General features: G+C 36.1%; 31 protein-coding genes. 12 read left to right on the forward strand and 19 right to left on the reverse strand.

Annotated elements, in window-relative coordinates:
* Nucleotides 1-151: 151 nt before the first annotated feature.
* The 5 genes from FFS26_RS20690 (at nt 152) to FFS26_RS20710 (ending at nt 3,218) form a co-directional block, all read left to right on the forward strand.
* The gene (locus tag FFS26_RS20690) at nt 152-706 is read left to right on the forward strand and encodes an RNA polymerase sigma factor (RefSeq protein ID WP_228406519.1); all 555 of its coding nucleotides are present in this window, start codon (nt 152-154) and stop codon (nt 704-706) included.
* An 11-nt stretch (nt 707-717) separates the two neighbouring features.
* Nucleotides 718-1,050, forward strand: a complete 333-nt coding sequence (locus tag FFS26_RS20695; protein WP_047433535.1) for a hypothetical protein — start codon at nt 718-720, stop codon at nt 1,048-1,050.
* Between the two features lie 91 nt (nt 1,051-1,141).
* Entirely contained in the window at nt 1,142-1,399 is a 258-nt protein-coding gene (locus FFS26_RS20700; protein ID WP_137906017.1) for a hypothetical protein, read from the forward strand.
* A 248-nt stretch (nt 1,400-1,647) separates the two neighbouring features.
* Nucleotides 1,648-2,181, forward strand: coding sequence for an alpha/beta hydrolase (locus FFS26_RS20705; RefSeq protein WP_171006366.1), 534 nt, complete (start codon nt 1,648-1,650; stop codon nt 2,179-2,181).
* Between the two features lie 389 nt (nt 2,182-2,570).
* Nucleotides 2,571-3,218 carry a J domain-containing protein gene (locus FFS26_RS20710; protein ID WP_110010381.1) on the forward strand — a complete coding sequence of 216 codons (648 nt, stop codon included), beginning with the start codon at nt 2,571-2,573 and terminating at the stop codon, nt 3,216-3,218.
* Between the two features lie 6 nt (nt 3,219-3,224).
* On the opposite strand, the gene FFS26_RS22670 is transcribed toward FFS26_RS20710, so the two are convergent.
* Nucleotides 3,225-3,374: a hypothetical protein gene (locus FFS26_RS22670; RefSeq protein WP_171006367.1), complete on the reverse strand. Its 150-nt coding sequence runs from the start codon at nt 3,372-3,374 to the stop codon at nt 3,225-3,227.
* 474 nt (nt 3,375-3,848) lie between these two features.
* On the opposite strand from FFS26_RS22670, the gene gcvP reads away from it, so the two are divergent.
* Nucleotides 3,849-6,707: an aminomethyl-transferring glycine dehydrogenase gene (gene gcvP / locus FFS26_RS20715; RefSeq protein WP_137906019.1), complete on the forward strand. Its 2,859-nt coding sequence runs from the start codon at nt 3,849-3,851 to the stop codon at nt 6,705-6,707.
* Between the two features lie 245 nt (nt 6,708-6,952).
* Here gcvP and FFS26_RS20720 read toward each other — a convergent pair whose 3' ends face one another.
* The 7 genes from FFS26_RS20720 to FFS26_RS20745 form a co-directional block, all read right to left on the reverse strand.
* Nucleotides 6,953-7,351: a helix-turn-helix domain-containing protein gene (locus FFS26_RS20720; protein ID WP_137906020.1), complete on the reverse strand. Its 399-nt coding sequence runs from the start codon at nt 7,349-7,351 to the stop codon at nt 6,953-6,955.
* A gap of 240 nt (nt 7,352-7,591) precedes the next feature.
* Nucleotides 7,592-7,888 (reverse strand): hypothetical protein, encoded by a 297-nt coding sequence (locus FFS26_RS22950; RefSeq protein WP_317129472.1) that lies wholly within the window; start codon nt 7,886-7,888, stop codon nt 7,592-7,594.
* Nucleotides 7,889-7,916: 28 nt separating this feature from the next.
* Nucleotides 7,917-8,204 carry a transposase gene (locus FFS26_RS22955; protein ID WP_317129473.1) on the reverse strand — a complete coding sequence of 96 codons (288 nt, stop codon included), beginning with the start codon at nt 8,202-8,204 and terminating at the stop codon, nt 7,917-7,919.
* 47 nt (nt 8,205-8,251) lie between these two features.
* The gene (locus FFS26_RS20730) at nt 8,252-9,181 is read right to left on the reverse strand and encodes a hypothetical protein (protein ID WP_137906021.1); all 930 of its coding nucleotides are present in this window, start codon (nt 9,179-9,181) and stop codon (nt 8,252-8,254) included.
* Between the two features lie 556 nt (nt 9,182-9,737).
* Entirely contained in the window at nt 9,738-10,178 is a 441-nt protein-coding gene (locus FFS26_RS20735; protein ID WP_137906022.1) for a hypothetical protein, read from the reverse strand.
* 12 nt (nt 10,179-10,190) lie between these two features.
* Complete coding sequence (locus FFS26_RS20740) at nt 10,191-10,931, reverse strand: YggS family pyridoxal phosphate-dependent enzyme (RefSeq protein WP_137906023.1); 741 nt, start codon at nt 10,929-10,931, stop codon at nt 10,191-10,193.
* On the reverse strand, nt 10,928-11,647 hold the full coding sequence (locus tag FFS26_RS20745; protein WP_137906024.1) for an AAA family ATPase: 720 nt from the start codon (nt 11,645-11,647) through the stop codon (nt 10,928-10,930). The genes FFS26_RS20740 and FFS26_RS20745 overlap by 4 nt, the downstream gene beginning before the upstream one ends.
* 1,035 nt (nt 11,648-12,682) lie before the next feature.
* On the opposite strand from FFS26_RS20745, the gene FFS26_RS20750 reads away from it, so the two are divergent.
* On the forward strand, nt 12,683-13,018 hold the full coding sequence (locus tag FFS26_RS20750) for a DMT family transporter (protein ID WP_110010375.1): 336 nt from the start codon (nt 12,683-12,685) through the stop codon (nt 13,016-13,018).
* On the opposite strand, the gene FFS26_RS20755 is transcribed toward FFS26_RS20750, so the two are convergent.
* Complete coding sequence (locus FFS26_RS20755; RefSeq protein ID WP_110010374.1) at nt 13,015-13,671, reverse strand: glycosyltransferase family 32 protein; 657 nt, start codon at nt 13,669-13,671, stop codon at nt 13,015-13,017. The genes FFS26_RS20750 and FFS26_RS20755 overlap by 4 nt on opposite strands.
* Before the next feature lie 242 nt (nt 13,672-13,913).
* Complete coding sequence (locus FFS26_RS20760; protein ID WP_137906025.1) at nt 13,914-14,345, reverse strand: hypothetical protein; 432 nt, start codon at nt 14,343-14,345, stop codon at nt 13,914-13,916.
* Nucleotides 14,346-14,500: 155 nt separating this feature from the next.
* Here FFS26_RS20760 and FFS26_RS20765 point away from each other — a divergent pair, with 155 nt between their 5' ends.
* Both FFS26_RS20765 and FFS26_RS20770 read left to right on the forward strand, forming a co-directional pair.
* Complete coding sequence (locus FFS26_RS20765; RefSeq protein ID WP_228449472.1) at nt 14,501-15,028, forward strand: sensor histidine kinase; 528 nt, start codon at nt 14,501-14,503, stop codon at nt 15,026-15,028.
* Nucleotides 15,028-15,750: a LytR/AlgR family response regulator transcription factor gene (locus tag FFS26_RS20770; RefSeq protein WP_110010371.1), complete on the forward strand. Its 723-nt coding sequence runs from the start codon at nt 15,028-15,030 to the stop codon at nt 15,748-15,750. The genes FFS26_RS20765 and FFS26_RS20770 overlap by 1 nt, the downstream gene beginning before the upstream one ends.
* Nucleotides 15,751-15,922: 172 nt before the next feature.
* On the opposite strand, the gene FFS26_RS20775 is transcribed toward FFS26_RS20770, so the two are convergent.
* Together FFS26_RS20775 and FFS26_RS20780 are read right to left on the reverse strand one after the other, a co-directional pair.
* The gene (locus tag FFS26_RS20775; protein ID WP_137906026.1) at nt 15,923-16,657 is read right to left on the reverse strand and encodes a DNA-formamidopyrimidine glycosylase family protein; all 735 of its coding nucleotides are present in this window, start codon (nt 16,655-16,657) and stop codon (nt 15,923-15,925) included.
* An 89-nt stretch (nt 16,658-16,746) separates the two neighbouring features.
* Entirely contained in the window at nt 16,747-17,376 is a 630-nt protein-coding gene (locus FFS26_RS20780; RefSeq protein ID WP_110010369.1) for a class I SAM-dependent methyltransferase, read from the reverse strand.
* A gap of 203 nt (nt 17,377-17,579) precedes the next feature.
* Here FFS26_RS20780 and FFS26_RS20785 point away from each other — a divergent pair, with 203 nt between their 5' ends.
* On the forward strand, nt 17,580-18,935 hold the full coding sequence (locus tag FFS26_RS20785; RefSeq protein WP_110010428.1) for a deoxyguanosinetriphosphate triphosphohydrolase: 1,356 nt from the start codon (nt 17,580-17,582) through the stop codon (nt 18,933-18,935).
* 7 nt (nt 18,936-18,942) lie between these two features.
* Here FFS26_RS20785 and FFS26_RS20790 read toward each other — a convergent pair whose 3' ends face one another.
* From FFS26_RS20790 to FFS26_RS20815, 6 genes are all read right to left on the reverse strand, one after another.
* Nucleotides 18,943-20,034, reverse strand: coding sequence for an NAD(P)H-dependent flavin oxidoreductase (locus FFS26_RS20790; RefSeq protein WP_228406518.1), 1,092 nt, complete (start codon nt 20,032-20,034; stop codon nt 18,943-18,945).
* A 12-nt stretch (nt 20,035-20,046) separates the two neighbouring features.
* Nucleotides 20,047-20,499 (reverse strand): nuclear transport factor 2 family protein, encoded by a 453-nt coding sequence (locus FFS26_RS20795; protein ID WP_137906027.1) that lies wholly within the window; start codon nt 20,497-20,499, stop codon nt 20,047-20,049.
* On the reverse strand, nt 20,496-21,230 hold the full coding sequence (locus FFS26_RS20800) for an SDR family NAD(P)-dependent oxidoreductase (protein WP_137906028.1): 735 nt from the start codon (nt 21,228-21,230) through the stop codon (nt 20,496-20,498). Before FFS26_RS20800 ends, FFS26_RS20795 begins: the two co-directional genes overlap by 4 nt.
* 7 nt (nt 21,231-21,237) lie before the next feature.
* On the reverse strand, nt 21,238-21,456 hold the full coding sequence (locus FFS26_RS20805; protein ID WP_062675241.1) for a tautomerase family protein: 219 nt from the start codon (nt 21,454-21,456) through the stop codon (nt 21,238-21,240).
* Between the two features lie 26 nt (nt 21,457-21,482).
* Nucleotides 21,483-22,016: a YceI family protein gene (locus FFS26_RS20810; protein ID WP_110010366.1), complete on the reverse strand. Its 534-nt coding sequence runs from the start codon at nt 22,014-22,016 to the stop codon at nt 21,483-21,485.
* A gap of 107 nt (nt 22,017-22,123) precedes the next feature.
* Nucleotides 22,124-22,714 (reverse strand): Crp/Fnr family transcriptional regulator, encoded by a 591-nt coding sequence (locus tag FFS26_RS20815; RefSeq protein ID WP_228406517.1) that lies wholly within the window; start codon nt 22,712-22,714, stop codon nt 22,124-22,126.
* Nucleotides 22,715-22,894: 180 nt separating this feature from the next.
* Between FFS26_RS20815 and FFS26_RS20820 the strand changes: the two genes are divergently transcribed.
* A complete protein-coding gene (locus FFS26_RS20820; RefSeq protein WP_110010426.1) occupies nt 22,895-23,833 on the forward strand; it encodes an SPFH domain-containing protein in 939 nt (312 codons plus the stop codon).
* A gap of 167 nt (nt 23,834-24,000) precedes the next feature.
* Here the strand turns inward: FFS26_RS20820 and FFS26_RS22835 are convergent, their stop codons facing one another.
* Nucleotides 24,001-24,615 (reverse strand): DUF4377 domain-containing protein, encoded by a 615-nt coding sequence (locus FFS26_RS22835; protein WP_228406516.1) that lies wholly within the window; start codon nt 24,613-24,615, stop codon nt 24,001-24,003.
* A gap of 144 nt (nt 24,616-24,759) precedes the next feature.
* Here FFS26_RS22835 and FFS26_RS20835 point away from each other — a divergent pair, with 144 nt between their 5' ends.
* Nucleotides 24,760-26,781, forward strand: a complete 2,022-nt coding sequence (locus FFS26_RS20835; RefSeq protein ID WP_137906029.1) for a hypothetical protein — start codon at nt 24,760-24,762, stop codon at nt 26,779-26,781.
* Nucleotides 26,782-26,824: the final 43 nt, after the last annotated feature.

Raw genomic sequence — 26,824 nt, forward strand, 5'->3', positions numbered from 1 at the left:
TAATGAGTAATGAGTAATCCGAATAATTGAGAAGGTAAAATGTTGATGGATAAAAGAAAAATTGAATTGTAAGAAAAATATTTTAAATTTATTAAAGTAAAACCAAAAGGCTAACCGTCATATCAGTATGGAGGTTGTCGAAAAAATAACAATGCCACAGAAGGAGAAAGAAAGCATCATCTCACAAACCGTTTCCAACTACGGAGGGAAGCTGATGTCTTATATTCGTCCGAAAGTGAAAAACACGGAGGATGCGGAAGATATTCTGCAGGAAGTGTGGTATCAGTTCAGTAGCCTTACGAATCTTTCTGAGATCGTAAACGTTGGAGGCTGGCTGTACAGAGTGACGGCGAATAAAATCACAGACCGTTACCGGAAAAAGAAAACAGAAAATCTTGAAGATTTCGTATATGAAGATGAAGACGGCAGTTTTTCTATCAAGGATATCCTTTTGATGGATGAAAGCGCCGGTCCTGAAGTAAAGATGTTTCAGGATGAGATCTGGAAAAAACTGTTTGAAGCGCTTGATGAACTTCCCGAAAAACAAAGGCTGGTCTACGTAGAAAATGAACTGAACGACAAAACCCTCCAGGAGATCGCCGATGAACAGGGAGAAAACATCAAAACCATCATCAGCAGAAAAAACTATGCTGTGAAGCACTTAAGAAACAGATTGAGAAAATTATACGAAGATTTAAAAAGTTAGAAAAAGAAATTATGAATCATAAACACAAAAAGGGTTGGATTTTTTTATTGCTATGCCCGCCATTAATTTTAGCTGCCGTTACATGGATTGTCATGATGCTTTGGAACTGCCTTCTTCCGGAGATTTTAGGAGCAAAAACAATTACTTTCTGGCAGGCCATGGGAATACTGATCTTAAGCAAAATTCTTTTTGGAGGTTTCCACTTTGGTAAAGGGGTGAGAGATTTCAAGGAAAGAAAGATGAGAGAAAAAATGGCAGGTTTATCTCCTGAAGAAAGAGAAAAATTTAAAGAAGTCTGGAGAAATAAATGCTCCGGTGGATTCTTCAACAGAAATAACGAATAATCTGAAATTTTTAAAGAAGTAGTAAAGTAAAAATCAGCATTCATTCGTCTCTATAAAAAACAAGAAGTAGAAAATTTAAAATTTTGAAAAAATGAAAAATTCAGCATTAAAAGGGGCTCTTGGGGCATTAGCCGTTGCAGGTGTAGCCTTAATCGCTAAAAAAGCAATACAAAGAAGAAAATTTATCAAAGGTATTTTTGATGAGTACGGAATCAAAGAAAAGTCACCTTTCGGACTGGCAGATAAGATCAGGGAAATGAGTGATGAAGACTATCAGGAACTGAAAGGGAAGTTTAAAAAAGAATTTCATTCAAAATGCTGCAAAAAGGATAATATGTGTGAAGCATAAGAAAAGTAAAACTAAATTGAAATTGTTACATTCCGGCTCGGGAAGCGAAGCTTCCCGAGCCGGAATTTTATTTAAAGTGCTTTCCTGTGAAGACTTTTTAACGCTATATTTGCTATTACTAAATGATATTTCCGGTTATGTTGAAGTGTAAGAATATTTTCTTTGTGCTATTTTCGTTTTTCTCAATCATCATATATGGCCAAAAGTCACAACAAAAACAATATATTTTCTTTTTACATAATAAATTTTTGGAAGACCATTCTTTTGAGGAAAAACATCCGAAATATGGTGTTGCAGAATATGAGACAATACTCAATAAGCTAAAGGATAAAAATACGACTGTTATTTCTGAGAAAAGAAAAGCGAACACAGATCCGTCAGCATATGCTGAAAAAGTAAAAAAGCAGATTGACAGCCTGATGAAAAAGGGTATTCCTGCCGGAAGGATTACCGTTGTGGGAACTTCGCAGGGAGGATATATTGCACAATATGTGTCTTATTATGAAAAGAATCCGCAATTGAAGTTTGTCTTCATCGGAGCCAGTTTTAAAGATGATTCTTTGGAAAAAGATACAAACTTCAGATTGTATGGAAGGATTCTTTCCATTACGGAGAGATCAGATGACGGACATGTGCCAATGTCGTATGAACAGCGGTTCGTCAGATCCCACCTAAAAGACTTTAAAGAAATAGAGCTTAATACGGGATTGAATCATGGCTTTCTTTTCAAAGCACTCAATGAGTGGATTGCTCCCACTAAGGATTGGATTTCCCGTAAGTAATTACGGTCGGTCTATTACTGTTCAGTTCTTATGATTGAATTTACTACGAAATGATCTGCGTAATCTGCGAGATCTGCGGGAAACACCTTTAATATGAAGTAGAGATTCCTTGCTTTGCTCGGAATGACAAAGGGGCTGTTGAACTCATTCAATTCATGTATTTGTTGAGAAGTACAGTTTTATCGGAGATAAAATCTTTGCGCCTTAAAAATATGCAGACAGCTATAAAAAACTTTGCGCCCTTGCGTTTTTCCAACCAACGGATTATAAGCTATGTTGAGATTGCTTCACATGCAGTTCGCAATGACTTTTTGATCTATACTTCCAACAAAATTTTACCGTAAACATCAAACGCAAAGAAAAATAAATCCTTATTTTTGTATTGCTCAATGAAAGATTACTATTATTTTCTCGGTATATCACAGGATGCTTCAGAAGAAGACGTCAAAAAAGCCTATCGTAAACTGTCCTTAAAATATCATCCCGATAAAAATGACAATGATGACTTTTTTGCGGACCGTTTCCGTGAGATTCAGGAGGCTTATGAAACCTTAAGTGATCGCGCGCTGAGACGTACTTATGATCAGAATTTAGAAAACCATCAGCGAAGTTTCAGGTATAATATTCCGCCAGCCATCAAAACTTTTACAGCGAATAAAATTCATGCGAAAAAAGGAGAGGAGATTATCATCAACTGGCAGACGAGTAATGCCGATGTGGTGAAAGTATTGCCTTTCGGATTAGAAAAGCCGTATGGAGAGAGGATCTTTAAGATCACAGAATTTAAAGACGGAAAATTCCAGCTTCTGCTGCATGCAACCAATTCTCTTTTGCACAAAACGGTTGTTCAGGGAATTACCATCACAGAAGTTTTTGAAAACGATTCTGAAAAGTTCAAAAGTTCGGTGGAAGAAATGTTTAAGCCGCAGCCTGCAACAAGAATAAACAAGTCAGGTCAGCCTAAGATAATGATGCTGATCTGGGGAATTATTATTCTGGCAATTGCGATCTATATGCTGATAAAAAACTTCAGCTAATTGCGTTTATGCCATTTTCTTTCTTCCCGGGCATTTTTTACATCTTTTTCCCTTCTTGAATTTTTTACAGCATGATTTCTTTTCACAGAACATCTCTTCGGTATTGAATGAGTAAGGTGCCAATGGCGGAACTTTAAATGGGATAATCATATTCATGTTGCAAATATATTAATTTAGAATAAATATAATTAATAAAATTTCATAAAATTCTTACAACCTGATGAATAGCAGTTTCAAATTAATTTAAAAGAGTTTTAATGGAAGTAAATTTGAATGACAGAAGCTTTCAGTATAAGAATAAAAATAGATGTTGAACACATTATATTTTTAAAAAAATTCGTTTAATAGATTCAATAATAAGGGTGAAATTTATTGATGATATACACTAATTTAATAATACGCAAAGAACTTAATTATATAGAAATTGATAGTTTTCCTTGTGTATTATGTATAGAATAATGGTTATTATTGATGAAATTAATGCTAACCTTATCATAATTTACGAAATGCAAATTGTGATAAAAATCACAAATAGATGTGTGAATTATCACCTCTCTGGTACTCTTGTGAAATCATTCAAAAAATTGTAATTTTACCCATCTTTTTACAAACAAAATCTAATAAATAAAAATGAATACAGAACAGTTTGTGAGCCGTCACATTTCCCTTAATGAAGCCGATAAACAGGCGATGTTGGAGAAACTTGGCGTTTCTAGTATTGAAGAGTTAATTTCTCAGACCATCCCTTCTTCTATCCGTTTAGAGAAAGATCTTGAGATCTCGGAACCACTTTCTGAATACGAAATGTTGAACCACTCAAAAGAATTGGCATCTAAAAATACTGATTATACAAGTTATATCGGATTCGGATACCACAATACCCTTTTGCCTTCAGCAATCCAGAGAAATATTTTTGAAAACCCTAGCTGGTATACTGCGTATACTCCATATCAGGCAGAAATTGCACAGGGAAGACTTGAAGCTCTTCTTAATTTCCAGACTGTAGTATGTGATCTTACAGGTTTCGCATTGGCAAACGCATCTTTATTGGATGAATCTACTGCTGCTGCTGAAGCAATGCATATGTTCTTCAACAACAGATCTAAAGACCAGAAAAAAGCCGGAGCTAACAAGTTCTTCATTTCTGACCTTGTTCTTCCACAAACCATTTCTGTATTAAAAACAAAAGCTGAAGGGTTAGAAATTGAGATTGTAGTAGGAGATCATAAAACACACCAGTTTGATGGTTCTTATTATGGTGTTTTATTACAATATCCTGGTAAAAACGGAATCGTTTTAGACTATACAGAAGATATTGTAGAATATAAAAAACTTGATCTTCAGGTAGCGGTTGCTTGTGATCCGATGGCTTTGGTTAAGCTAAAGTCTCCTGCAGAAATGGGTGCTGACTGTGCCGTAGGAACTACGCAGAGATTTGGTATTCCATTAGGGTACGGAGGTCCTCACGCAGCTTTCTTCGCTTGTAGAGAAGATTATAAAAGAGATATTCCGGGAAGAATCATTGGGGTTTCTCAGGATATGTACGGAAAACGTGCATTAAGAATGGCATTACAGACCAGAGAGCAGCACATCAAAAGAGAGAAAGCCACTTCAAACATCTGTACGGCTCAGGTTCTTTTGGCTGTAATGGCAGGTATGTATGCGGTTTACCACGGACCAAAAGGATTAAACTATATCGCTGATCAGATTCACTTTAAAGCCAATGCTTTAAAAGGAGGTCTTAAAGCATTAGGATATCAGGTAGTAGAAGAGCCAATCTTCGATACTGTGAAAATCACTATGGCTGAAGATGAGAAAGCAAGACTGGTAAGACTAATGCTTGATCACAGATTAAACTTAAACTATTTCACAGAAGGTGTAGTAAGTATTGCGATCAACGAAAGTACAACATTAGAGAAATTAAACTATCTGATGGCTTCTTTCGCCCAGTTCAAAGACAAGCAGACTTTCAAATTAGAAATAAAAGAAGGATACAGTATTCCTGAAGAAAACTTAAGAAAAGACGAAATTCTTACAGAATCAGTATTCAACAAATACCACACGGAAACAGAATTGATGCGTTACATCAAGCGTCTTGAGAGAAAAGACCTATCATTGACTCATTCAATGATTTCTTTAGGATCTTGTACCATGAAACTTAACGCAGCTACTCAGATGTTACCACTTTCATGGGAAAACTGGGGAGCAGTTCATCCATTTGTACCTGTAAACCAGGCTGAAGGATATCAGGAAATGATCCGTGAACTGGAGAAAGATTTAGCAGAAATTACAGGTTTTGCAGGAACTTCTCTTCAGCCAAACTCCGGAGCTCAGGGAGAATACGCAGGATTAATGGTGATCAGACAATATCATATCTCAAGAGGTGACCACCACAGAAATGTAGTATTGATCCCTCAGTCTGCACACGGTACCAACCCGGCTTCTGCTGCTATGGCAGGAATGAAAATCGTAGTCGTGAAAAACCTTGAAAACGGTGAAATCGACTTCGAAGATCTTAAAGCTAAAACAGAACTTCATTCAGCCAACTTATCAGCTGTAATGATCACTTATCCTTCTACTTACGGATTCTTTGATGCCAACATTAAAGAAATTACCAACCTTATCCATGAGCACGGAGGACAAGTATATATGGATGGTGCAAACATGAACGCTCAGGTAGGATTTACAAGTCCTGGAAACATCGGAGCAGACGTTTGCCACCTTAACCTTCACAAAACTTTCGCAATTCCTCACGGAGGCGGAGGTCCTGGAGTAGGTCCGATCTGTGTTGCTAAACACTTAGTACCTTTCCTTCCTTCTAACGCGAATATCAGAATTGGTTCTAAAGAAGCAATTGAAGGTATTTCTGCTGCACCTTACGGTTCAGGATTAATCCTTAATATTTCTTACGCTTACATCAAGATGTTAGGAACAGAAGGTCTTAAAAAGGCTACAGGCCATGCTATTCTTAACGCTAACTATCTGAAAGAAGTATTAGCAGAGCATTTCCCGATTTTATATTCAAACGAAAACGGAAGAGTAGCTCACGAATGTATCGTAGACTTCCGTCAGTTCAAGTCTTTAGGAATTGAAGTGGCTGATGTGGCGAAGAGATTGATGGATTATGGTTTCCATGCTCCTACCGTTTCTTTCCCGGTTGCAGGTACATTAATGATTGAGCCTACAGAATCTGAAAGCAAGGCTGAAATTGATCGTTTTGCTGAAGCGTTGATCTCTATCAAAAAAGAAATCGATGAAATTGCCAACGGTGAAGCAGATGCTACCAACAACGTATTGAAAAATGCTCCTCATACAGAACAGCTGGTAATCTCTGATTCATGGGATAAACCATACAGCAGAGAAAAGGCAGCTTATCCGTTAGAGTGGGTAAGAGACCCCAAATTCTTCGCTTCTGTATCAAGAGTAGATGAAGCTTACGGAGACAGAAACTTAGTATGTACTTGTGAGCCGATTGAAGCTTATATGTAATCTTAGTTATAACTATAAAAAATCCCTTTCAGCAATGAGAGGGATTTTTGTTTTTATAGTCATTGCGAGCATAGCGAAGCAATCTCTTTAACGCAATTGTCGCGAGGATTTTCGACTACTAATTGTTTCAATGTTCGCAAAGGCGCTCCACTCAGCGAAGCTTAAACGATGTGTTTTTTCGGCAAATGGCGAAGTTTGTACGGCCATTGTCATTGCGAGCGCAGCGAAGCAATCTCAATGATTTTTTATTTCCTTTTAATTAATTCTTCAAGCCTGGTCATCATATCATCCTTTTCTTTCAGCATTCTTTCATAAAGTGCAATTTTTTCTTCATGAAGTTGGATGATTTTATCAATAGGATTGTAATTATTGACAATTACACCTGTAGCGTTATCATGGAAGTTGCTTGCGATAATATTGATAGCCTGTTCTTCATCAAAATTTTGAAATGCTTCCACAGGAATTTTTAAAACCTCAGAAATCTTTTGAAGAAGCGTATCCTCAATGGTTTCTTTCTGTTCCAATAAGGAAATTTTCTTCTGATTCCAGTCATCACCTAAATCGAGCGCCAAAGCTTCCTGTTTGATGCCCAGCATTTCTCTGAATCTTTTTACATTTCTTCCCTGATGTATCTTTTGTTCCATTTGTGGTTTTAAGCTTATTTGAAGGTTTATGATGAGTAAAGATAAAAAATTGTGGTGAATATTAAGATGTGACGCTGAAGATTGTACCAAATTCTTTTTAATTAAAACAAAACCTCAAGCTACGCAAAGTCTCCTGACTTTGAGTAACTATACATGATCATAATGGTTATATTTAAAAACTCAGGATTTCTTTTCGCTACGCAAGGTCTTCCGCTACAAAGTCTCCTGACTTTGAGTGCATTATTCTTCATCATAATGGTTATATTTCCAAAATTCAGAACTTCTATTTACATTAATCACTGGATTTTCTGCAATTTCAATTGAATTGATTATTCCTGTACCATCAGAATAATTTGTTGCTGAAGAATAAATATAGTGATTTGCTTTTGATACAATTCCGGCACGAACTGGGTTTAGATGAATATAGTTTAATTTATCCCATAGAAATTGTAAGCTGAAAATCTCCTCAGCATGATTTCCATATTGCCAAACCTGAAAATTTTTATTCCTTGAATGAGTTTCAGTAGCTTTAGCCAATCTTTCTAAAATCCAGTCTTTTCGACTTTCAGGTTCTGTTTGTATTTTTTCTAATATTTTTTTCGCCGTAAATTTTTTTAAAATCTCTGATTAGATCTGAGAGTTTCCCATCCCTTGACTGTACAATAAAGTGTAAATGGTTGCTCATGATGACATAGCCATAAAGAATCATTCCTTTGTTTTTGATGCAGAATTCAAAACATTCTATAATGCTATCCCGATATGTTTTTCGGGTAAAAATATCTATCCATTCAATAATAGTGCAGGTTAAAAAGTGAGGTCTATCCTGATCTCTGATAACATATCCTTCTTTCATATCTGGTTTTTATCAAAGATAATTAATGGAGCTGTAAATTAGATATTTTACAGTGTTTTTATATGCCTCAAAGTCAGGAGACTTTGCGGAGCGTGTGAAAACAGTCTGGATGATCGGGATTGAGTATTACAAATGATGGAGTCTTTATTCGATAGTTTGTACTTCTCTCTATAGTCTCCTTTTGGCTTAAAATGCCCCGTTTTTTGATCGTAAAGAAAAATATATTCTACAGGAATTTTTTTGTATGGGTTATCAACAGAATAACTGACTTTCCTGCCATTGATTGTTGTGTTGTCATACCATAATCCATTAGGTGTACGCCTCTGGATCAATACAAGTTTTCCTGTGAAAGCAATATCATTAAATCCGTCATTATTGTAGTCTTTAATTTTTAATTGCAGCTCATACGGTTCATAAATTTTGTTGTCTTCATGAGCATCATATGTTCTGACGTTACCCCCATAGATATCTTCTAAAGAGTCTGCTGTTATTTTGTAAATTTCATGACCTCCGTTTCCATGTGCTGTGACCGAGGTTGCCAGTAAGTACGGATTTTGTTTTGGGAAAATAGAAACAAATTGAGACCGTTCTGCTGATAAAATTTTAACAAGCTTCCCTTCTTGTGTTAATAAGAGTTGATTTTTCCAGGGATATCCAGAATTTGGTCCTGTTTTCCAGTCGTATTCAACAAAGTAATACTCCTGATCTGAACCATTGATTTTTACCTTTTTGAATACCGTTATTTTTTCACCTTTTTGCTGAACAGGACTTTCATGGACATGGAGATCAAAAGCTTGCTGAAGATTTTTGATAAATTTTGAAGAGTCTTTAATTAAAGGGTAATCCGCAAGATATTCAAGCGGGATAGACATTGTAAGGTTGGGATTCTCTTTGTCTGTCTGTCGAACATTTTCTTTTTTGTGAGTACAATTCAAAATGAGCAAAGATAAAAGTGCTGACAGGAATGTTTTTTTCATTAGGGTTTTATTAGTTACGAAAGAGAAATTTTTTGAAATTTATTATATTTTAATGAAATGCCAGTCATTTAATTAAAATTTTTAAAACAAAATCACCTCCCAAAAACTGAGAGGTGCTTAGTATTTAAATTCCGGTTTGTTATCTTCGTTTAAAGCTATACGCCAGCAAAATAGCAAAGCCCATAGTAACGCAGGTTATAATTGAAATGGTTTCAATGGAAATTCCACTTTTCATCTGTGTGTTTTCTTTTTCACATGAAAAAAAGAATAATAATGTCATGAACAGACATACCGATAGTAATTTTTTATCCATAAATGTATTTGTTTGGTTACGAAATGTTTACAGCAAAAACTATACCGGATTTGTAGACTAAGAAATGGGTTTATTGACTTGTCCTTATAGTTAATACCTGGGATTAATGAGTAACAAAGGTTTTTCTTATTACTAGCCCTTCGACAGGCTCACGGGGACAACCGAATACCAACCGAAATTTTTAAGCGTTGTCAGGCTGAGCCTGTCGAAGCCGGTATTACTAAAGTGATAGGTTTTTACTGCTTAATTTTCGGTTAAATTTTTGGAAACGTTATCTATTACCAAAATATAATGACAATAATGAAAAATAATACCAGCAATGAAAAGGAGAGAAGCTATTATTATCTCAGTAGTCAGGTGATGTAGGATAAAATGCAGGATCAGGAAAAGTACAGCGGAATAGATCAGAGAAAATAGTATGGAATAAAATGCTTTTGTTTTGTAGGTAAGAATTCTTGTATTTTCGTTGTAGTAGAAGTATTCTTTGCCAGGTGAGAAAACTAATGGAGATTTGTCGGCAAAATCAAGTTTAAACATTTTGTTTTCACCTATGATGATGCCGTCAGCAGGAACAATATCAGTTAAACCCCTTTCTGTGATTGAATGACATACTGCATCACTGACATTTTTAAACGTTTTGCCATCTTTTATTTCTCTCTCAAAAGTATAAGTAAATGGGAACATATAGTTGTAAGCTTAGTTATTTGTTTTTCCTTCATCCCAATAATAGCTGTCCGGGTAGATTCTCGCTCCAAAAACAGCAGTTCCAACCCGTACAATGGTGGCGCCTTCTTCAATGGCTGTTTCCAGATCGCCGCTCATTCCCATGGAAAGCTCTTTCATTTCTACGTTGGGGATATTTTCGGTGATGATATTTTGTTGAAGTTTTTTCAGGATTTTAAAACATGCTCTTACTTTATCGGTTTCAGCACTGAACAGACCGATGGTCATCAATCCCTTTATCTTTAAAGTAGAGTAGTTGGATATCTTTCGGGTAAGTTCAATAGCCTGATCAGGATTAACTCCAAATTTGCTTTCTTCATTGGATGTATTCATCTGAATCAAAACATCCATCGTTCTGTTTTCAGCCAAAAGTCTTTGATGAAGTTTTTCTGCCAGTTCAAGACGATCCAGAGACTGGACGCAGGTAACATCATATTTCAGAATATCTTTGATTTTATTGGTCTGAAGATGGCCTATAAAATGATTTTCATGAGGAATGTCTTTCAGGTCTTCATATTTCTCCTTCAATTCCTGTACTTTGTTTTCTGCGATTAATTCCTGTCCGTTTTCCAAAGCAATTTTGATACGGTCTGCAGAAACAGTTTTAGTAGCGAGCAATAACCTGACATCATCAATATTCCTTCCGGATTGCTCACAGGCCTTTCTTATTCTTTCATTGATCAAAGCGAGGTTGTGGAGAATATCTTCTTTCATGATGGGATAATTTCTTGAGCCTCCAGTTTTTTTATTAAAGCAGCTTTGACGGCGGTTAAAGCATGGTCTTTAGCTTCAGCAAAAGAAACAGAGTATTTTCTTTCAATCGTTCTCAAATCTTCCGGAAACTTTGCTAACAATTGATTGTAGTACGAATCCAGAATTTCAGCGGAAGGCATTTCATAATTAATTTTTAGCTGGAAACGTCTTAAAAGGGCAGTATCAATAATCTCAGGATGATTGGTGGCACAGATTAAAAGCGCATTCTCAGGATAATAATCAATCAGCTGAATCAGGGTATTAACTAATCTTCTCATTTCGCCTACATCTTTATCATCGCTGCCTCTTGCTTTTCCGATCTGATCCAGTTCGTCAAGAAAAAGTACCGACCTTTCTCTGGCGGCTTTGTCAAAGATCATTTTGATATTCTGGGACGTTTCCCCGATACGGGACGAAACAATATTACTAAGGTTCAAAATAATAATATTTTTTCCCAGAGCATTGGCAATGGCCTTGGCCGTCATTGTTTTTCCACATCCGGAACTTCCTTCAAGCAGAATCTTATGGTTAACCGGCAGGCCGTATTCCTGCAGTTCCTTAACATAAGCATGCTCCTTGATAAGTTGTACAAGCTGCTCCCTGTTGTTCGTATTGAGAAATACTTCGTTAAGATTTACCTGTTCTTTATCTTGAATAATAAGGTTGTACAGATTCATAATGACAATTAAAAAATATTGAGTAAACAAAGATAAAGCTTTATTGGACGTCAAAAAGAATCCTGAAAAATAATAAACAGCTGGTCCAGCGTAAAATGGATTGTAAATTATAAATGATGAATGGCCGCTAACGAACAAAGCAGCAAATTCTGTAAATATTCCTAAACATCGCTGAAAATCCTCGAAATCTGTGGGAAATACACCTTTTACGTTTTTACAGAAATCTCCTGATAAAAAAATAAAGCCAGACTTGCGACCGGCTTTATTCGTTGGATATTAAAATTTGTTATGAAACTAAAATCTTTCTGCTTATGTTTTTGGACCCTTTTACCCGATGGGTAAAAGAGCGATCTGATCTCTCAGACTAAAAACATAAAACAATATAATTAGTATAGATTTTCTATAGGCTTTGTTTTGTTTAAGATTAGTTTCTTTCTCTTCTTACTGTCATGAAATATGAAGTAATTACGACTAAACCTGTTGCGATACCGATATAAGTTATCATTTTGTATTATTTTTAATTATTTGACTTTTTTTTATCAATCTTTCAATTGCAATATTACTACTTTCAAATCATGTGCCAAAGTAAAATATTATGATGTTTATCAGTGTATTAGCGTGTTTCAGGTTTATGTATTGGTGAATTTTTGTTTACAATAAATTAATGTATTATTTGGAATTTATTAATACTTTTATTGTTTTATCTGTAAAATTATGTGAATGTGTTAATCGTTTATCGACTTCTATATTGGACTTGATAAAACAAATAATAAATAATGCTTAGCATAATATTGTTTTAAAGCGTATTTTTTGAACGTTAATTTTTCACTTCATACAGATCTTTATGTTAATAAAATTTATTTTTAACACTGATTCCTATGTTGGAATTTTTGTCAGCTGTCATATTTCATGTCAGAGAGAAATAGGAGTTTGTGTCACAGCTGAAAATAAGACTGTCTGCTGACCGATGGCTTGGATGCCTTGTTTTTGAATTACCCGGAGGCTTTTACTACTTTTGTATAAAGAATGAATTTTATGGGACGCAGTTATATTTTTCTTGCTCTGGCAATCATATTTGAAATTATTGCCACTACTTTTCTGAAAAAATCTGAGGAATTTTCCAAACTATGGCCATCTGTAGTAACAGTTGCCGGATATGCCTGCGCTTTTTATTTTTTAAGCCTTACCCTTCGTCAGATTCCTGTAGGAATTACCTACGCCATCTGGTCCGGCGTAGGGATTGTATTTATAACGATGATCGGAGTGATAGCCTTCAAACAGATCCCGGATCTGCCGGCTATCATTGGTATTGCCCTGATTGTAACCGGAGTGATTATTATCAATGTATTCTCAAAAATGGGAACTCATTAAACAATAATATCCTGCTGCATTTGCTGCTGCTTCCAATGTTCAGACCTTTTTTTGTATAAAAAGAACTTACCCAGTTTATATTTGAACTTTAAAAAGCCCCTGAACTCAATGCCGTCAAACAAAGTAAAAGGAATAGATGGATTTTCAGCCAGAGACTGTTTTATGCCCTTACTGAAGACAGTAGGACCAGTAGTAGCATGTACATCATTCGGATACCGGTGATTATTGATATTATCAAGCATCAGTTCTAATGTCTTCTTAAGAAAAGGATGGTTTTTATTAAAAATAAGTCCCCATTGCACATATAAATTGGCATGTCTTTCCGCACTGATCACCGCTTCGTCACTTTCTTTGATAAGTTCCCGGAACGGCTTTACGATACTGCTGTCAATATCCAGATAAATGCCTCCTTTTTTATATAAAACAGCGTACCTGAAAAAGTCAGCTTTTGCAGCACCAATTGTCAGTTTATGGTAGGTTTCAATATAGCTGGGAGGAAATTCTTCTGTGAGAAATTTTTCAATATCACTGTCATCATAAAAGAAATAGCTGTATTCCGGGTTCTTCCTTTTCATATTCCAGATGTGATATCGTGTTATCAAAGGAAGTTTTTTAGTTTTAAAAGTCTGAAATATTTGTTTGGGTACTGCCATGTCCTGTTTTTAATAATCCTTATACAAATTCTTAAATCCTTTTCATCAGTGATGTGCATGCAGTAATAAGAGTTTTCATAAGGAGGAGGGAATTCCTGAAATTTGAAACAGCTTATGCCGGCTTTGTTTTTTGATTGTATTTTGAAGAAATGGTTAAAAGCCGGAAGAAGAAAATTTTAATTTTTTTTTAATCTTCCAACTTGTGAATTTTAAAAATAAGTTCAGATATTATACAATCAGTTTTATTTTTTTAAGGGTTGAATGATAGATTGGAAAAAATTGAAGGTGAAAATCCTGTCGTAGAAGATATCCAGGCTGTTTTCAATAATTGCATCCGTGTAGCAGGCGGTATCAGGCACAAATGTTTCCTCTACAAAAACAAACCAGAGTTCTGAGAGCCCAAATCTTCTTCTAAACTCTTCAGATGTATTGCTGTCGGGAACGGCAGAATGTTTCAGGTCACAAAACAGAATTCCTTTTTTCTTTCCTTCATGGTTTACAATATTAATGGAATGATGCAGATAGCTGAGAATTTTTATTTTTGCATCAAAACATTCTATAAAATGATGAAGATCGATAAGCTGTATTACTTTTTCTTCCTGCTGAGATTCGGTCATAAAAAAACATTCTACTGATATTTCCTGAGTGAGTTCTTGAAAAGCTGTTAATTCCATATGTGTTCATTTATCAGCACAAAGGAATAGAGAAAAGAAGGATACAAATTTGTTTTTATACAAAATGGCCGGTATTTTATACGAAATCCTGAAGCTTAATCATTGGTATAATAAAATACCGGTTTTGTATAATAAAATTGATATAATTTCCGTTATTGTCTATTTTTGTAAAAGCATTGATCAGAACAGATCCGGCCAAAGCATCTGTAGTCATTGTAAAACTTTCCGAGTTTCTCAGATATCAGCTGTATGAAAACAGCGAAGAAAAAACGTTGCTGACTTCAGAGATTGATTTCCTGTCTAACTTTTTAAACCTTGAAAAAATAAGACGGGACAATTTTTCTTTTGACATTCAGGTCAATATTGATCACAGAATAATAAGCAGTACCTTTATTCCTCCGAATCTGTTTACCACTTTTGTAGAAAATGCGGTAAAACATAGTGTGGATCTTAGTGGAAGAGAATCCTGTGTGAAAATAGAAATCAATATCAATAACAGGCAGCTTTATTTTAAATGTGTAAATTCAATAAGTACCGGTTATCTTCCTTCGGACAAAAAGAGCGGTGGACTTGGGCTCGCCAATATCACAAGAAGACTGGAACTTCTTTATAATGATACTTTTGATTTGAAGATAGAATCTGATGATACAGAATATAGTGTAAATTTAAAAATTCCCGTGTAATGAATTGTATTATAATTGATGATGAACCTCTGGCAAGATCCGAGATGAGATCGCTGATCGCTGAAATTTCCGGTATCGGTATCCTTGGGGAATTTTCCAATGCGCTTTCTGCTCTCGAATTTCTTAAAGATAATGAGGTAGATCTTATTTTCCTTGATATAGAAATGCCTATGGTAACAGGTCTGGAGTTTGCAGAAATGCTTCCGAAAAAATCCCTGATCATTTTTACAACTGCCTATTCCCAATATGCCCTGAAAAGTTATGAACTGGAAGCTGTTGATTATCTTCTGAAGCCTGTTGATCCTCAAAGGCTGGAAAAAGCAATTGATAAAGCGGTACTTTACACCGAACTTTTATCTAAGAATACCGTGAAAAATACGGTAGAATCCAATACCGCAGACTACCTGTTCATAAAGGCAGAACGCAGGTTCTATAAAATCAGTTTTTCAGATATTAAATTTATTGAAGGGCTCAAAGACTATGTCGTTATTTATACAAAGCAGCAAAAGCTGATCACGGCAATGAATTTAAAAACCATTCATCAGAAGATTTCCGGGGAAACCTTTATCAGAGTCAGCAAATCCTACGTGGTGAATATGAATTATATAGATTCATTTGACAATCATAATATATACATTGAAGATTCCGAAATTCCTCTTGGTGAAGTCTACCGCTCCGAGTTTTTTACAAGATTTGCAGGAGGTCTTCTCAACTCAGACTGATATATAAGTAATGAGTAATAATAAATATCAGTCAAATGATTAGAAAATCTGTGTAAATCTGTGTAATCAGTGGGGAAAAATAGAATATTATGATTCAATAGCAACGGGCTTTGGCCGTTAGATTAATAAAAACAGTCAATAGCTTCAGCCAAAACATAAAATAACCGTTTATTCAATAAAGCTTCTGATCCTTTTCACAATAAAAACTTCTTCTTTTTCCTACGCCCGTTTGTTTCTTAACCAATTTTTGTCCACAAACCGGACATGCCGATTTTGTATGAACCAGCCAGTGCTTTTTCAGAACAAATTCTCTTTTCCATTTCAGAAAATCAAAACTGTAATTTCTGGCTTCAGCGATTAATTCTTTTCTTTTTTTAGCAGGAAGATTACCCACTAAGCTTTCCGGCTGTATGCCAATCCTGAAAAGAACCTCATTTTTAATAATATTTCCCACACCCGAAAAAATATCCTGATTCATCAATGCATCACAAACCATCATTTTCGGATTGGATTTCAATTTCTCTTCTGCTTTTTTGGGATTCCACTGATCGCTCATTACATCGGCTTCCCAATCAATGGTGGAGAGAAAATCAAGATCTACGGATTTCACAGAGCAGGTATAAAAATAAATACTTCCGGTAGCGAAAAACAAGGCTAAACGCAAACTTTTATCCGGCTTGGTCTGCTCATCAATGCTATAAGAACCAAACATTAATAAATGAATCCGGATGGCTGCTTTTTCAAAAACGAGGTAAGTCTGTTTTCCAAAAGTACGGATTTCGAGAAGAGTCTGGCCAATAAAAGAATCTTTCTCAAACTGGGCATTCCCTGAAACTTCTGTCACTTGCTGTCCTGCAAATGGCTGCACGCTTTCTTTCATTAATATGATGGATGGACCTTCAGGCATACGTTTGTTTTGAGATAAAGATTCAAATAATATTCCATAACTGCATAAAACTTGATTTTTATCCCAAAACAAACCTGTTTAAAATATTTTTAGGCCAGTTTTTGTCCTACAAAACGAATGACGGAACCTGTCCCGTTGTGAAATAGTCCCTCATTGAGCTCAATTTCTGTTTCTGCTAATTCAATAATATCATAATCCGGAAAATCAGCTTTGATTTCTTCAATAGAAAATAAGGATTCAATATCCTTTGGACCGCCTACTTTCTCGTTCTTTGCAATATATTCAAGATGGTTTTTACTGAAAGCTTCGAAAATAATAAAACCGCCCTTACGCAGATACTGATTCAGCATCTGATGGATAGAAGATTTAATGCCTCCCGGGAAATGAGCGTAAATAAGAGCAATGGCATCAAATTGTTCTTTCTGATAGTTTAACGTTGAAAGTTCTCCAACCTGATAATCAATGGTGGTTTCCAGTTGTTCTGCAAGTTGTAACGCTTTATTCCTGCCGTTTGTACTGATATCAAAAGCTGAAACCTTCCATCCCTGTGTTGCTGCGAAAACGGCATTCCGGCCTTCACCCTCAGCAGGAAAAAGTATTTTTCCGGGCGTTAACCGTGTTAATTGTTCTCTGAGATAATTGTTGGGTTCTGTTCCATACGCAAACTCTTTGGTGCTGTATCTTTCATCCCATCTGTTGAGCCATGTGTTGTCTGTCATTGTATTAAGAATTTAAAATTGACATGAAGAAGAATCATTCATAATCTTCAATGTATTAGTTAGACCAAATGTAAAATATTTCATCAAGTTTTCCGATCCCTAAAAAACGTTTACTATAATAGATTTTTTGAATGAAAGATCTCACTAATAAAAATCTAAATACTATTCCATACAATTAAAATTTGGAGTAATTTTGAAAAATGATGAATTTAAACCAGATTTTCACCAATCAACGTACAGGAAACAATCCACAGACCAAAGCTTCGCGAACTGATTTTCAAAGGGATTTCGACAGAATTATCTTCTCTTCTGCCTTCAGAAGACTGCAGAATAAAACGCAGGTTTTTCCTCTTCCGGGAAGTGTTTTTGTACACAACAGACTTACGCATTCTCTGGAAGTATCATCCGTAGGAAGAAGTTTGGGAAGTATTATCGGTGAATTTATTGCTGAAGATTTTAAAAACGACCTCACTGAAGATTCAAAAAATTTTTATCTCTATAACTTAGGAAATGTAATTGCCGCAGCGTGTTTATGCCATGATGTGGGAAATCCTGCATTCGGACATTCCGGGGAAGATGCTATTGCAAGCTATTTTGAACGAAATGAAAAGGATCTGAAATCAAAGTTCAATGAAAAGGAGTGGGCGGATCTGGTTAATTTTGAAGGAAATGCCAACGCCATCAGAGTGCTGGCACAGCAGCAGCAAGGGAAAGATGCTGGTGGTATTCAGCTGACATTCTCTACACTGGCAAGTATTGCAAAATATCCGTGTGAAGCGGTAGCGAAAAAGAAAGGAATTATTCACAGGAAGAAATTCGGTTTTTTCCAGAATGAAAAAGATATTTTCCTGGAAATTGCTAAAGGAACACAGCTTATTTCTGAAAGTGAGGAACCTCATATTTTCAAAAGACATCCTTTTGTGTGGCTGGTAGAAGCGGCTGACGATATCTGTTACAACATCATTGATATGGAAGATGCTCACAGATTGGGAATTGTTTCCACAGCAGACTGCAAAAACCTGTTTTTCGAGCTGGTAAAATCGGAGACTGATGATGTTCAGAGAATTGAAACAAAGTTAAGTTCTATATCCAATGAAAATGAACAGATTTCTTATTTAAGAGCAAAAGTAATCAATGCCTTGATCAACAAATCGATTGAAATGTATAAGCATAACTTTGAAATGATTCTTGAAGGAAATCTTGGCAATGGCTTACTTGATATTTATAAAAAAGAAAATAAAGCTCTGCAGGATATCGAAAGTTTCTCGGTAGAAAAAATTTACAATCATAAAGCTGTTGTTGAAATTGAAAATGCCGGTTACAATGTAATGTATGAATTGCTGGATCACTTTATTCCTTCCATTCTGAAGTCTAAGGACAATAGGAAATCCTATGATGAAAAAGCTTTGAAACTAATTCCAAAGCAATTTATTTACAATGACGGCACCGATTATCAGAAAGTTCTTGGGGTGATTGATTTCGTTTCAGGAATGACAGACAATTACGCTACCGATTTATATAGAAAAATTAAAGGAATAGACATCGGAATGACCGTATAAATTCTATTTACTGTAATAATTCAGAAGCCTCTTCAATTAATGCCTGCATTAAAGTGGAGGCTTTTTTATGCTTTAAAAGCGGCGCAATCTGACCGGACCAGAAGAAAACCAGATCATTTTTTTGCTGTTCCAAAGCTGCTTTTCTCAATGCCCCCATAAAATGCGTCTGCAATGGGAACGGTAATGTTTTTTCTGTTGCAGCCAATACATCTCTTGTGATTTTTGTCGTAATTCCACGTCCTAATCTTCCGGTATAAGCTCTGGTTAAAGTAGTGGATTTCGCAGCTTCAGAAAATAAAAACTCTTTGTGTATCGGTAACGCTCCGGATTCTTCAGTAGCCAGAAATGCCGTTCCGATCTGTACAGCATCAGCTCCCAGCTTAAAAGCACCCGCAATTCCACGGCCGTTGGCAATTCCTCCCGCAGCAACTACAGGAATTTTTACCTTATCTTTAATCAATTGAATCAAAGCAAAAGTTCCCGTTACAGAAAACTCAGCACTATCCAGAAACGAAGGTCTGTGGCCGCCACTCTCAAAACCTGAAGCCACAATAATATCCACTCCTGTTTTTTCCAGAGCAACAGCTTCATCCGGCGTTGTTGCATTTCCCAGCACAACAGTCCCCTGACGATGAAGATCTTCGATGATATTTTCATCCAAAAGTCCGAACATAAAGCTGAAAACTTTAGGCTTAATATCCAGAACCGTGTTCAGCTGATTCTGAAATTTTGATTCAAAAGAGAGTGGTGGTAAAGGAATATCCGTCTGCAAAAGATCAAAATAAGGTTTGAAAGTCTCAACAGCCTTTTGGTATTGTTCTTTTGTGTGTTTTTCGTTAATGATATCGTGATCGCTTACCCAGAGATTGAGATTATAAGGTTTGTCCGTTTTGGATTGTATGGCTCTGTGAACATCATAGATTTCCTGCGGTGACAAAGTATAAGCTCCGAAACCTCCCAATCCGCCGAGATTACTCACTGTTGTTGTCAGTTCAACGGTGGAAAGGCCTCCGCCAAAAGGTCCCTGCAGAATAGGATATTCTATTCCCAGTAATTCCGTAATTCTATTTTTATTCCACATGATTGTATTGGTTTTCATTAAAAATCTGAATTAAGGCTGTACATTGGTCAAAGTCTTGTTAACGATCATCCATTGTCCGTCTATATGATTGAAAGTTATGAAATTATAATAATTAAAATCATACATCCTTACGTTTAATTTTGCAACAGCAATTGAATTCATAATGTCGATTGAAATAATTTTCGCTTTAAAACCTTTTCCTGATTTCTGCGGACTTATACGATTTCCAACGCCTTCAATATATTGCTCTACAGTTTTGAAATACGGAACTCCATTGATATCTCCGAAAAGCAAAGCTCCTTTATAAAATGCTTTTCCAAGAAGTTCAGTATTTCCTTCATCAATTCCTTTGAAATAATAGTTCTCTATCACATTTCTTATTTCAGTTTCTGCGTTCTGATTGGTTTTCATATCCTTTAGATTTTGTGCAAGGCTACTCAGCGGAAAGCTGAGCAGCCATGCTATAATTAATGATAGTTTCATGATAAATGATGCCCGGCACCCATTCCGCCGTCAACATTGATGATGGCCCCGGAAATTAATGTGTTCTTTGCAATCGCATGAATCATTTGAGCAACTTCTTCAGGTTCTCCAATACGATTGATCAAATGGATTCCTGAATTATTGTCAAGGTCTGCACCATGCATGGGAGTTCTGATCAATCCGGGAGCCACCGTATTGACTCTGATATTATCTTTCCCAAACTCTGCCGCCAGCTGCAAAGTCAGTGCATGAATAGCTCCCTTACTCGAAATAGGCGCTGTGGAAGGAGACTCCGCAATGGCATGATACACCAATGGCGTTCCTACATTGATCACGACGCCGTCTTTTTGTCTGATCATCTGAGGAATAACAGCCTGTGTAGTGAAGAATGTTCCTTTTAAATTCGTTGTTAAAAAACGGTCCAGATAATCTTCGGTAACTTCAAGGAAAGGCTTGTTCTCGTAAATTCCGGCATTATTGACGAGAACGTCGATTGATCCGAATCTTTCAATTGCTGTTTTTACCAATGCTTCCCCTGTTGATTTGTCAGAAACACTTCCGGCAACCATTGCCAGATTTTCCCCTGCTCCCAATTCATGATAAACTTCCTCTAATTTGGATGCCGTTTGTGAGTTGATGATGACATTATCGTCTCTGTCCAGGAAATAACGGGCGGTTTCCAATCCTATTCCTGAAGAAGCTCCTGTTATAATGACGGTTTGTTTTTTCATTGCTGATTTATTTTTTTCCTGTTGAAAACCCCTGTTCTTTTAATACTGAAACCTGTTCTCCGGCGTATCCCCAGTTGTCATCTTCAATTTCATTGATGACAATATGCGTTAAATGAGGATCCTTATTTAAAACTGAGGTTACAGCTTCACTTATTTTTCTGATTAATTGCTGTTTTGTTTCGCGGTTAAGATCTTCGCGAAGTACATCTACTTTGATGAATGGCATGATGGTCAATTTTTAAGGTTATAGAATTAATAAGCTTCCGCTACAAGATGGATGTTTAAGTCAAAATTGTTGTATATCAGCGTATCACCAAGATTGGTGAAGAAATTGGAAGATCTGAATCTGATGTTGAATTTCGTTCTGTCTACTATGATCTTGGTTTTTAGAACGGCCATATTATCTGTTTTTACAATCTGCAGGCTTGTGTCTATAGGATGTGTAATTCCTTTTATGGTAAGATCTCCTTTTGCATAATAAAGATTTTCATCACCCGGTTCAGCATGCTTGATTTCGAAATGAGCTTCAGGAAAATGCTCAGAATTAAAGAAATCATCAGAAGCCAGATGATTGGCAAACTGTGCATTGGTTTCAGCATCTTCAATGTCCAGGATTTTGATGGAACGGGTATCTATGACAAACTTTCCTGACATAGAACTTCCTTCTCCAAATGTGAAGTTTCCATCTTTTATACCGATAGTTCCATTGTGAGCGCCGGTTACTTTTCTTCCGATCCAGTCGATAGTACTGTTTTCTGTATTGACTTTAAAATTTTTTGTGTCCATTTTTATTGGCTTTAAATATTGACACAAAGTTCAGCCGACTGAAGGAAAAAATTACGTGATGTACCTCACAAAATAGAGGAAGAGATTAATTGTTTTAAAGAGGTTGATTACTGGTGCAGCCTGCTCAAAGTTTCTCTGGTTACTCCCAGATAAGATGCAATCAGATGTTTCGGAACCAGATTGTACAATTGAGGATACAAGGATAGAAGTTCTTCATACCGGAATCTGGCATCATTATTCATAAAAGATAACAGGCGTTTCTGGGCGGCTACATACCCTTTATTGGTTCTCCATCTGAAAAAATGTTCAACTTCATGAATTTCATTACAGATCTTTTCCCTGTCCTCATTGGAAATAGAAAGGATGCTGGCATTGGTGATACAGTCTACATTGATGGTTGCTCTTGTTTTATTGTAAAGTGCATCAAAATCTGTCACCCACCACGTAGGCATGGCAAACTGAAGGATAAACATTTTCATGCTGTCATTAAGATAAAATGCTTTCAGACAGCCTTCCAGAACAAAATATTCATGATTCACAAAATCACCTTCCGAGATAAGACTTTGCCCTTTTTTTAAAGAGATCAGGTTAAAATGTCCGAAAACATAATCCAATTGCTCTTCAGTAATTGAAGTGAATTTAGAGATGTGATCTTTTAATATTTCTTTTGAATTGACCATGATGTAATGAATATTCAAAAGTAAGTCTTTTTCAGAATAATTTTGGTTTTAAAAAAAATATGATATCATCAAGTCTGATTTCCCGGGGATTATATTCCGGATCTTACATTTATTTTTCTTATATTTAAGCAGCTACTTACAAAAAATATTTTTAACAAAAACAGGTGGTGTAACGACATATTAATAAAAATTAAAACTATGAGTATATATTTTGCACCCGTTATTTTCTTCGGGCTTATCATTTTATTCGCTTCGTTTTTTGTCGTTAAGCAGGAAACAGCAGCAATTATAGAGCGTTTCGGGAAATTCCGTGCGGTAAAGCATTCAGGTCTTCACCTGAAGCTGCCCATCATAGATCAGATCGCCAAAAGACTTAATCTGAGAATTCAGCAGCTGGATGTCATGATTGACACCAAAACATTAGACAATGTTTTCATCAAAATGAAAATTTCTGTTCAGTATCAGGTCATCAGAAGTCAGGTGGGAGATGCTTATTATCGTTTGGAAAATCCTGAAAATCAAATTACTTCTTTTGTTTTTGATGTGGTAAGAGCAGAAGTTCCCAAGTTGAAGCTTGATGATGTTTTTGTAAGAAAAGATGATGTGGCCATTGCAGTGAAAAGCGAGCTTCAGGATGCCATGAACAGTTATGGTTATGATATTATCAAAGCTTTGGTAACCGATATTGATCCGGATGAGCAGGTAAAACATGCCATGAACAGGATCAATGCAGCAGAAAGAGAAAAAACGGCTGCTGAATACGAATCTGAAGCACAAAGAATAAGAATTGTTGCGGTTGCAAAAGCAGAAGCAGAATCCAAGAAATTACAAGGGCAGGGAATTGCCGACCAGAGAAGAGAAATTGCCAAAGGACTTGAAGAGTCTGTAAGAATGCTAAATAATGTGGATATCAATTCTCATGAAGCATCAGCATTGATTGTGGTGACACAGCATTATGATACTTTACATTCTGTGGGCGCCAGCAACAGAAGTAATCTTGTACTCCTTCCCAATTCACCCACCGCAGCCAGCGGAATGCTGAACGATCTTGTAGTGGCGATGACAACAGCCAACACAGTGGGAGAGGCTACGAAAGGAAAATATCCTGATCCTCCACAAAAAGAGACTGGGTTTTAAGATAAAAAGGAAGTAAAAAGGAAGTAAAAAGAAAGACAGAAATAAACACTTAAAATGGATTATTTGCTGACTTTTTCGGATCGTCCCAAAGCAACTTCTGGCTTCATTCTCCCAGCTTCCAGCAATAAAAAACCGCTTCTGAATTTTCAGAAGCGGTTTTTTATTGATTATTTCTTCGTTTTAGAAACCTGTTCTACCAATGTATATTTGATTGAAGAAGCATCTGCCGGAGGATTTTCGATTTTTTCTGTTTTTACTTTTAAAACATATTCGTAACCCGGCTCATAAGTAAAGCCTTCAATGTGGCTGTAGAAATTCGTCCAGGCTGCAGAAGCGCTTTCTTTTACCTGCATGCATTGCATACGACCGGCTCCAGCAGAACACTCTACGGTTTGCGGCCCTACGATAATTGTCTTTTCATTGGCTGCCATTTCTGCTTTTTTCGTTTTAGAAACCTGCTTTACCAAAGTGTATTTTATGGAAGATCCGTCAGCTGGCGGATTTTCAATTTTTTCTGTTTTTACTTTTAAAACATATTCATACCCCGGTTCATAAGTAAATCCTTCGATATTGCTGTAGAAATTCGTCCAGTTTCCGGAAGCGTTTTCTTTTACCTGCAGACATTTCATAGGAGCTACTCCTGTACAATCTGCTGTTTGTGGTCCTACGATGAATGTTTTTTCATCACCTGCGGATGCATTGGCTGTGGTTGTACATTGCGTCATTGCGAATAATGCTAATGCGGGTGCTGCCCCTTTTAGAATTGTTGCTATACTTTTCATAAACTTGATTTTCCCCATACCTCGCAATTACTGTGCCGAAAAAAAATACTGAATTTGTAGTACTTCTGCTATTGTTTTTTACTTTTTTAATTGTTTAATTTGAATTTCTTAAACACTAACCAAAATATAATTCTTATAATAAATATGGATAATCAAATGCAAGTTGAAAATTACAGGATTCAAAAACCTGAAATGTGGGCAGGAAATATCGGGGATGAGGAAATAAAGAACCGAATCAAAGACTCCGAATTTGCCAGAAGACAAATTGATGAAGGTCGTGATTACTGCTATTTTTTAGACAAAAAATACTATACAAGCAATACGGAAAACAGTGAGTACGTCTGCATGGCGTATACTCTGAACGAACCTGGAAACCTGGAAAGAGCTTCTGTTTCTGATGTGATTGTGGAGGAAAATGAAGTCTACCAGATTCACAGAATCAGTGTGTTAAGGGATGGAGTGCTGATCGATAAGATTCCGGACACAAAAATTAAGGTTCTCGACAGTGAAAACCAAAGCAGTGGAGGGGTTCTGAGCAGTAATAAAAAAATCAATATTACCATTAAAGATCTCAGGCTGTATGATGTTCTGATTTTAGAAGATTCAAGAATCAAAGAATTTACAGACCGCGATTTTCTTAGAAAGGAGTTCTCAAAATATGTCTGGGTAAGTCCGGATAACTATTGGGCTTATGGCAGTTTTAAATTCACGTTCATCAATGAGCGTGAAGAGACTATTGCTTACAAAAAAACATTTTTCAGAGATGAACAGGGCAATGTTCTTGAGCCGGAAATCAGTTATCTGAAAAAAGGAGACAGATTTGTCATTGAAGAAGAGAATTATATCAACCCTGTAGATTCAGGCCGTGAAATTTTCCCTTATGTAGATTTTGCTACAGAAAGCAACTGGAAAGATCTTTCCAACTATATTGTACCGTTCTATGAGGAGATTTTCAACAAATCTTCTTTAAAGGATTTTGCTCCCAACCTGGTTGAAAAACTGGATGCCATTGCTGATCAGGATGAAAAATTGCAGTTTGCCATAGAATATGTACAAAATCATATTTATTACGTCTTCAATGCAGATGAAATGAATGGACATAAGCCACAGGAGCCGTCAGTAACCTATGAAAATAAACAGGGTGATTGTAAGGCAAAATCGGTTTTATTGAAAGTAATTCTTGATTATATAGGAGTAGACGCCTCTGTAGTTCTGGTTAATTTTAATACGGATTATTATATTAAATACTATCTGCCGTCCCTGTTAAGTTTCAATCATGTTGTCGTAAAAGTGAATTATAAAGGTGAAGAATATTTCATTGATGCAACCATCCGTGATGAATTCGGATTGATTGAAAACAGAGGTTTTATCTATTTTATGCATTATCTGGAAGTGAAGAAAGATCAGGAGCTTCAGGTGAGAAAATCTTATAAATTCCCTTATTTCTGCATTGATGAAAGAGTAGATTTAAATGCACAGGGTAATACCGGAAAGCTTACTTTATCAACAACTTATAAAGGAAACAGAGCCAATGCTATGAGAAGGTATTTTAAAAGTACCAATAAAAGAGAAATCATAGACAGCTGGAACAGCTTTCTTTTCTATGCGCTTAATTATTCAGGCGACCGCAATGGTACAGATGTCCGAAACGTATTCAAAGATGCTGCTATTGATGTAGTAAGTGATGATAAAAGACTGAATGAAGTTAAGATCCAGTATACCGCAACCATTGAAAATCCTTATTTTGTGGATCCACAGAAAAACCGTTTTCTGATGTACTTTGACCGGAATGTAGTGAAGGCGAGTGCAAGAGATTTCATCCACAAAGATTTACCTTTCTGGCATAATTTCGATAGTGAGAAATATGAAATCAATTTGCAGACGGATCAGAAAATTGATGTTGAAGAAAAATATACAGTTCAGGAAAGTACAATATCCAACCCATATTTTGATTATAAAAGTCGAAAAAAAGTGAACAAAAATGGGGCAAGTGTTTATATTGAATACAATCCTCTGATCAATATTGAAATTCCGCAAAGTGAGTTTGAACAATTCAGAACAGATCATCATACCATTGCCGACAGCAATTTCGGACTGGGAATTGATATCATTGAACCGGGACTCATGAATATGCTTAAATTCAGCTTTAAGAAGAAGTTTAAATAGAGCTTTGAATTTAAAGTTTAAAGTTTAAGGTAAAGAATTACGG

The organism is Chryseobacterium sp. 2VB, from assembly GCF_005503635.1.
Taxonomy (GTDB): Bacteria; Bacteroidota; Bacteroidia; order Flavobacteriales; family Weeksellaceae; genus Chryseobacterium; species Chryseobacterium cupriresistens.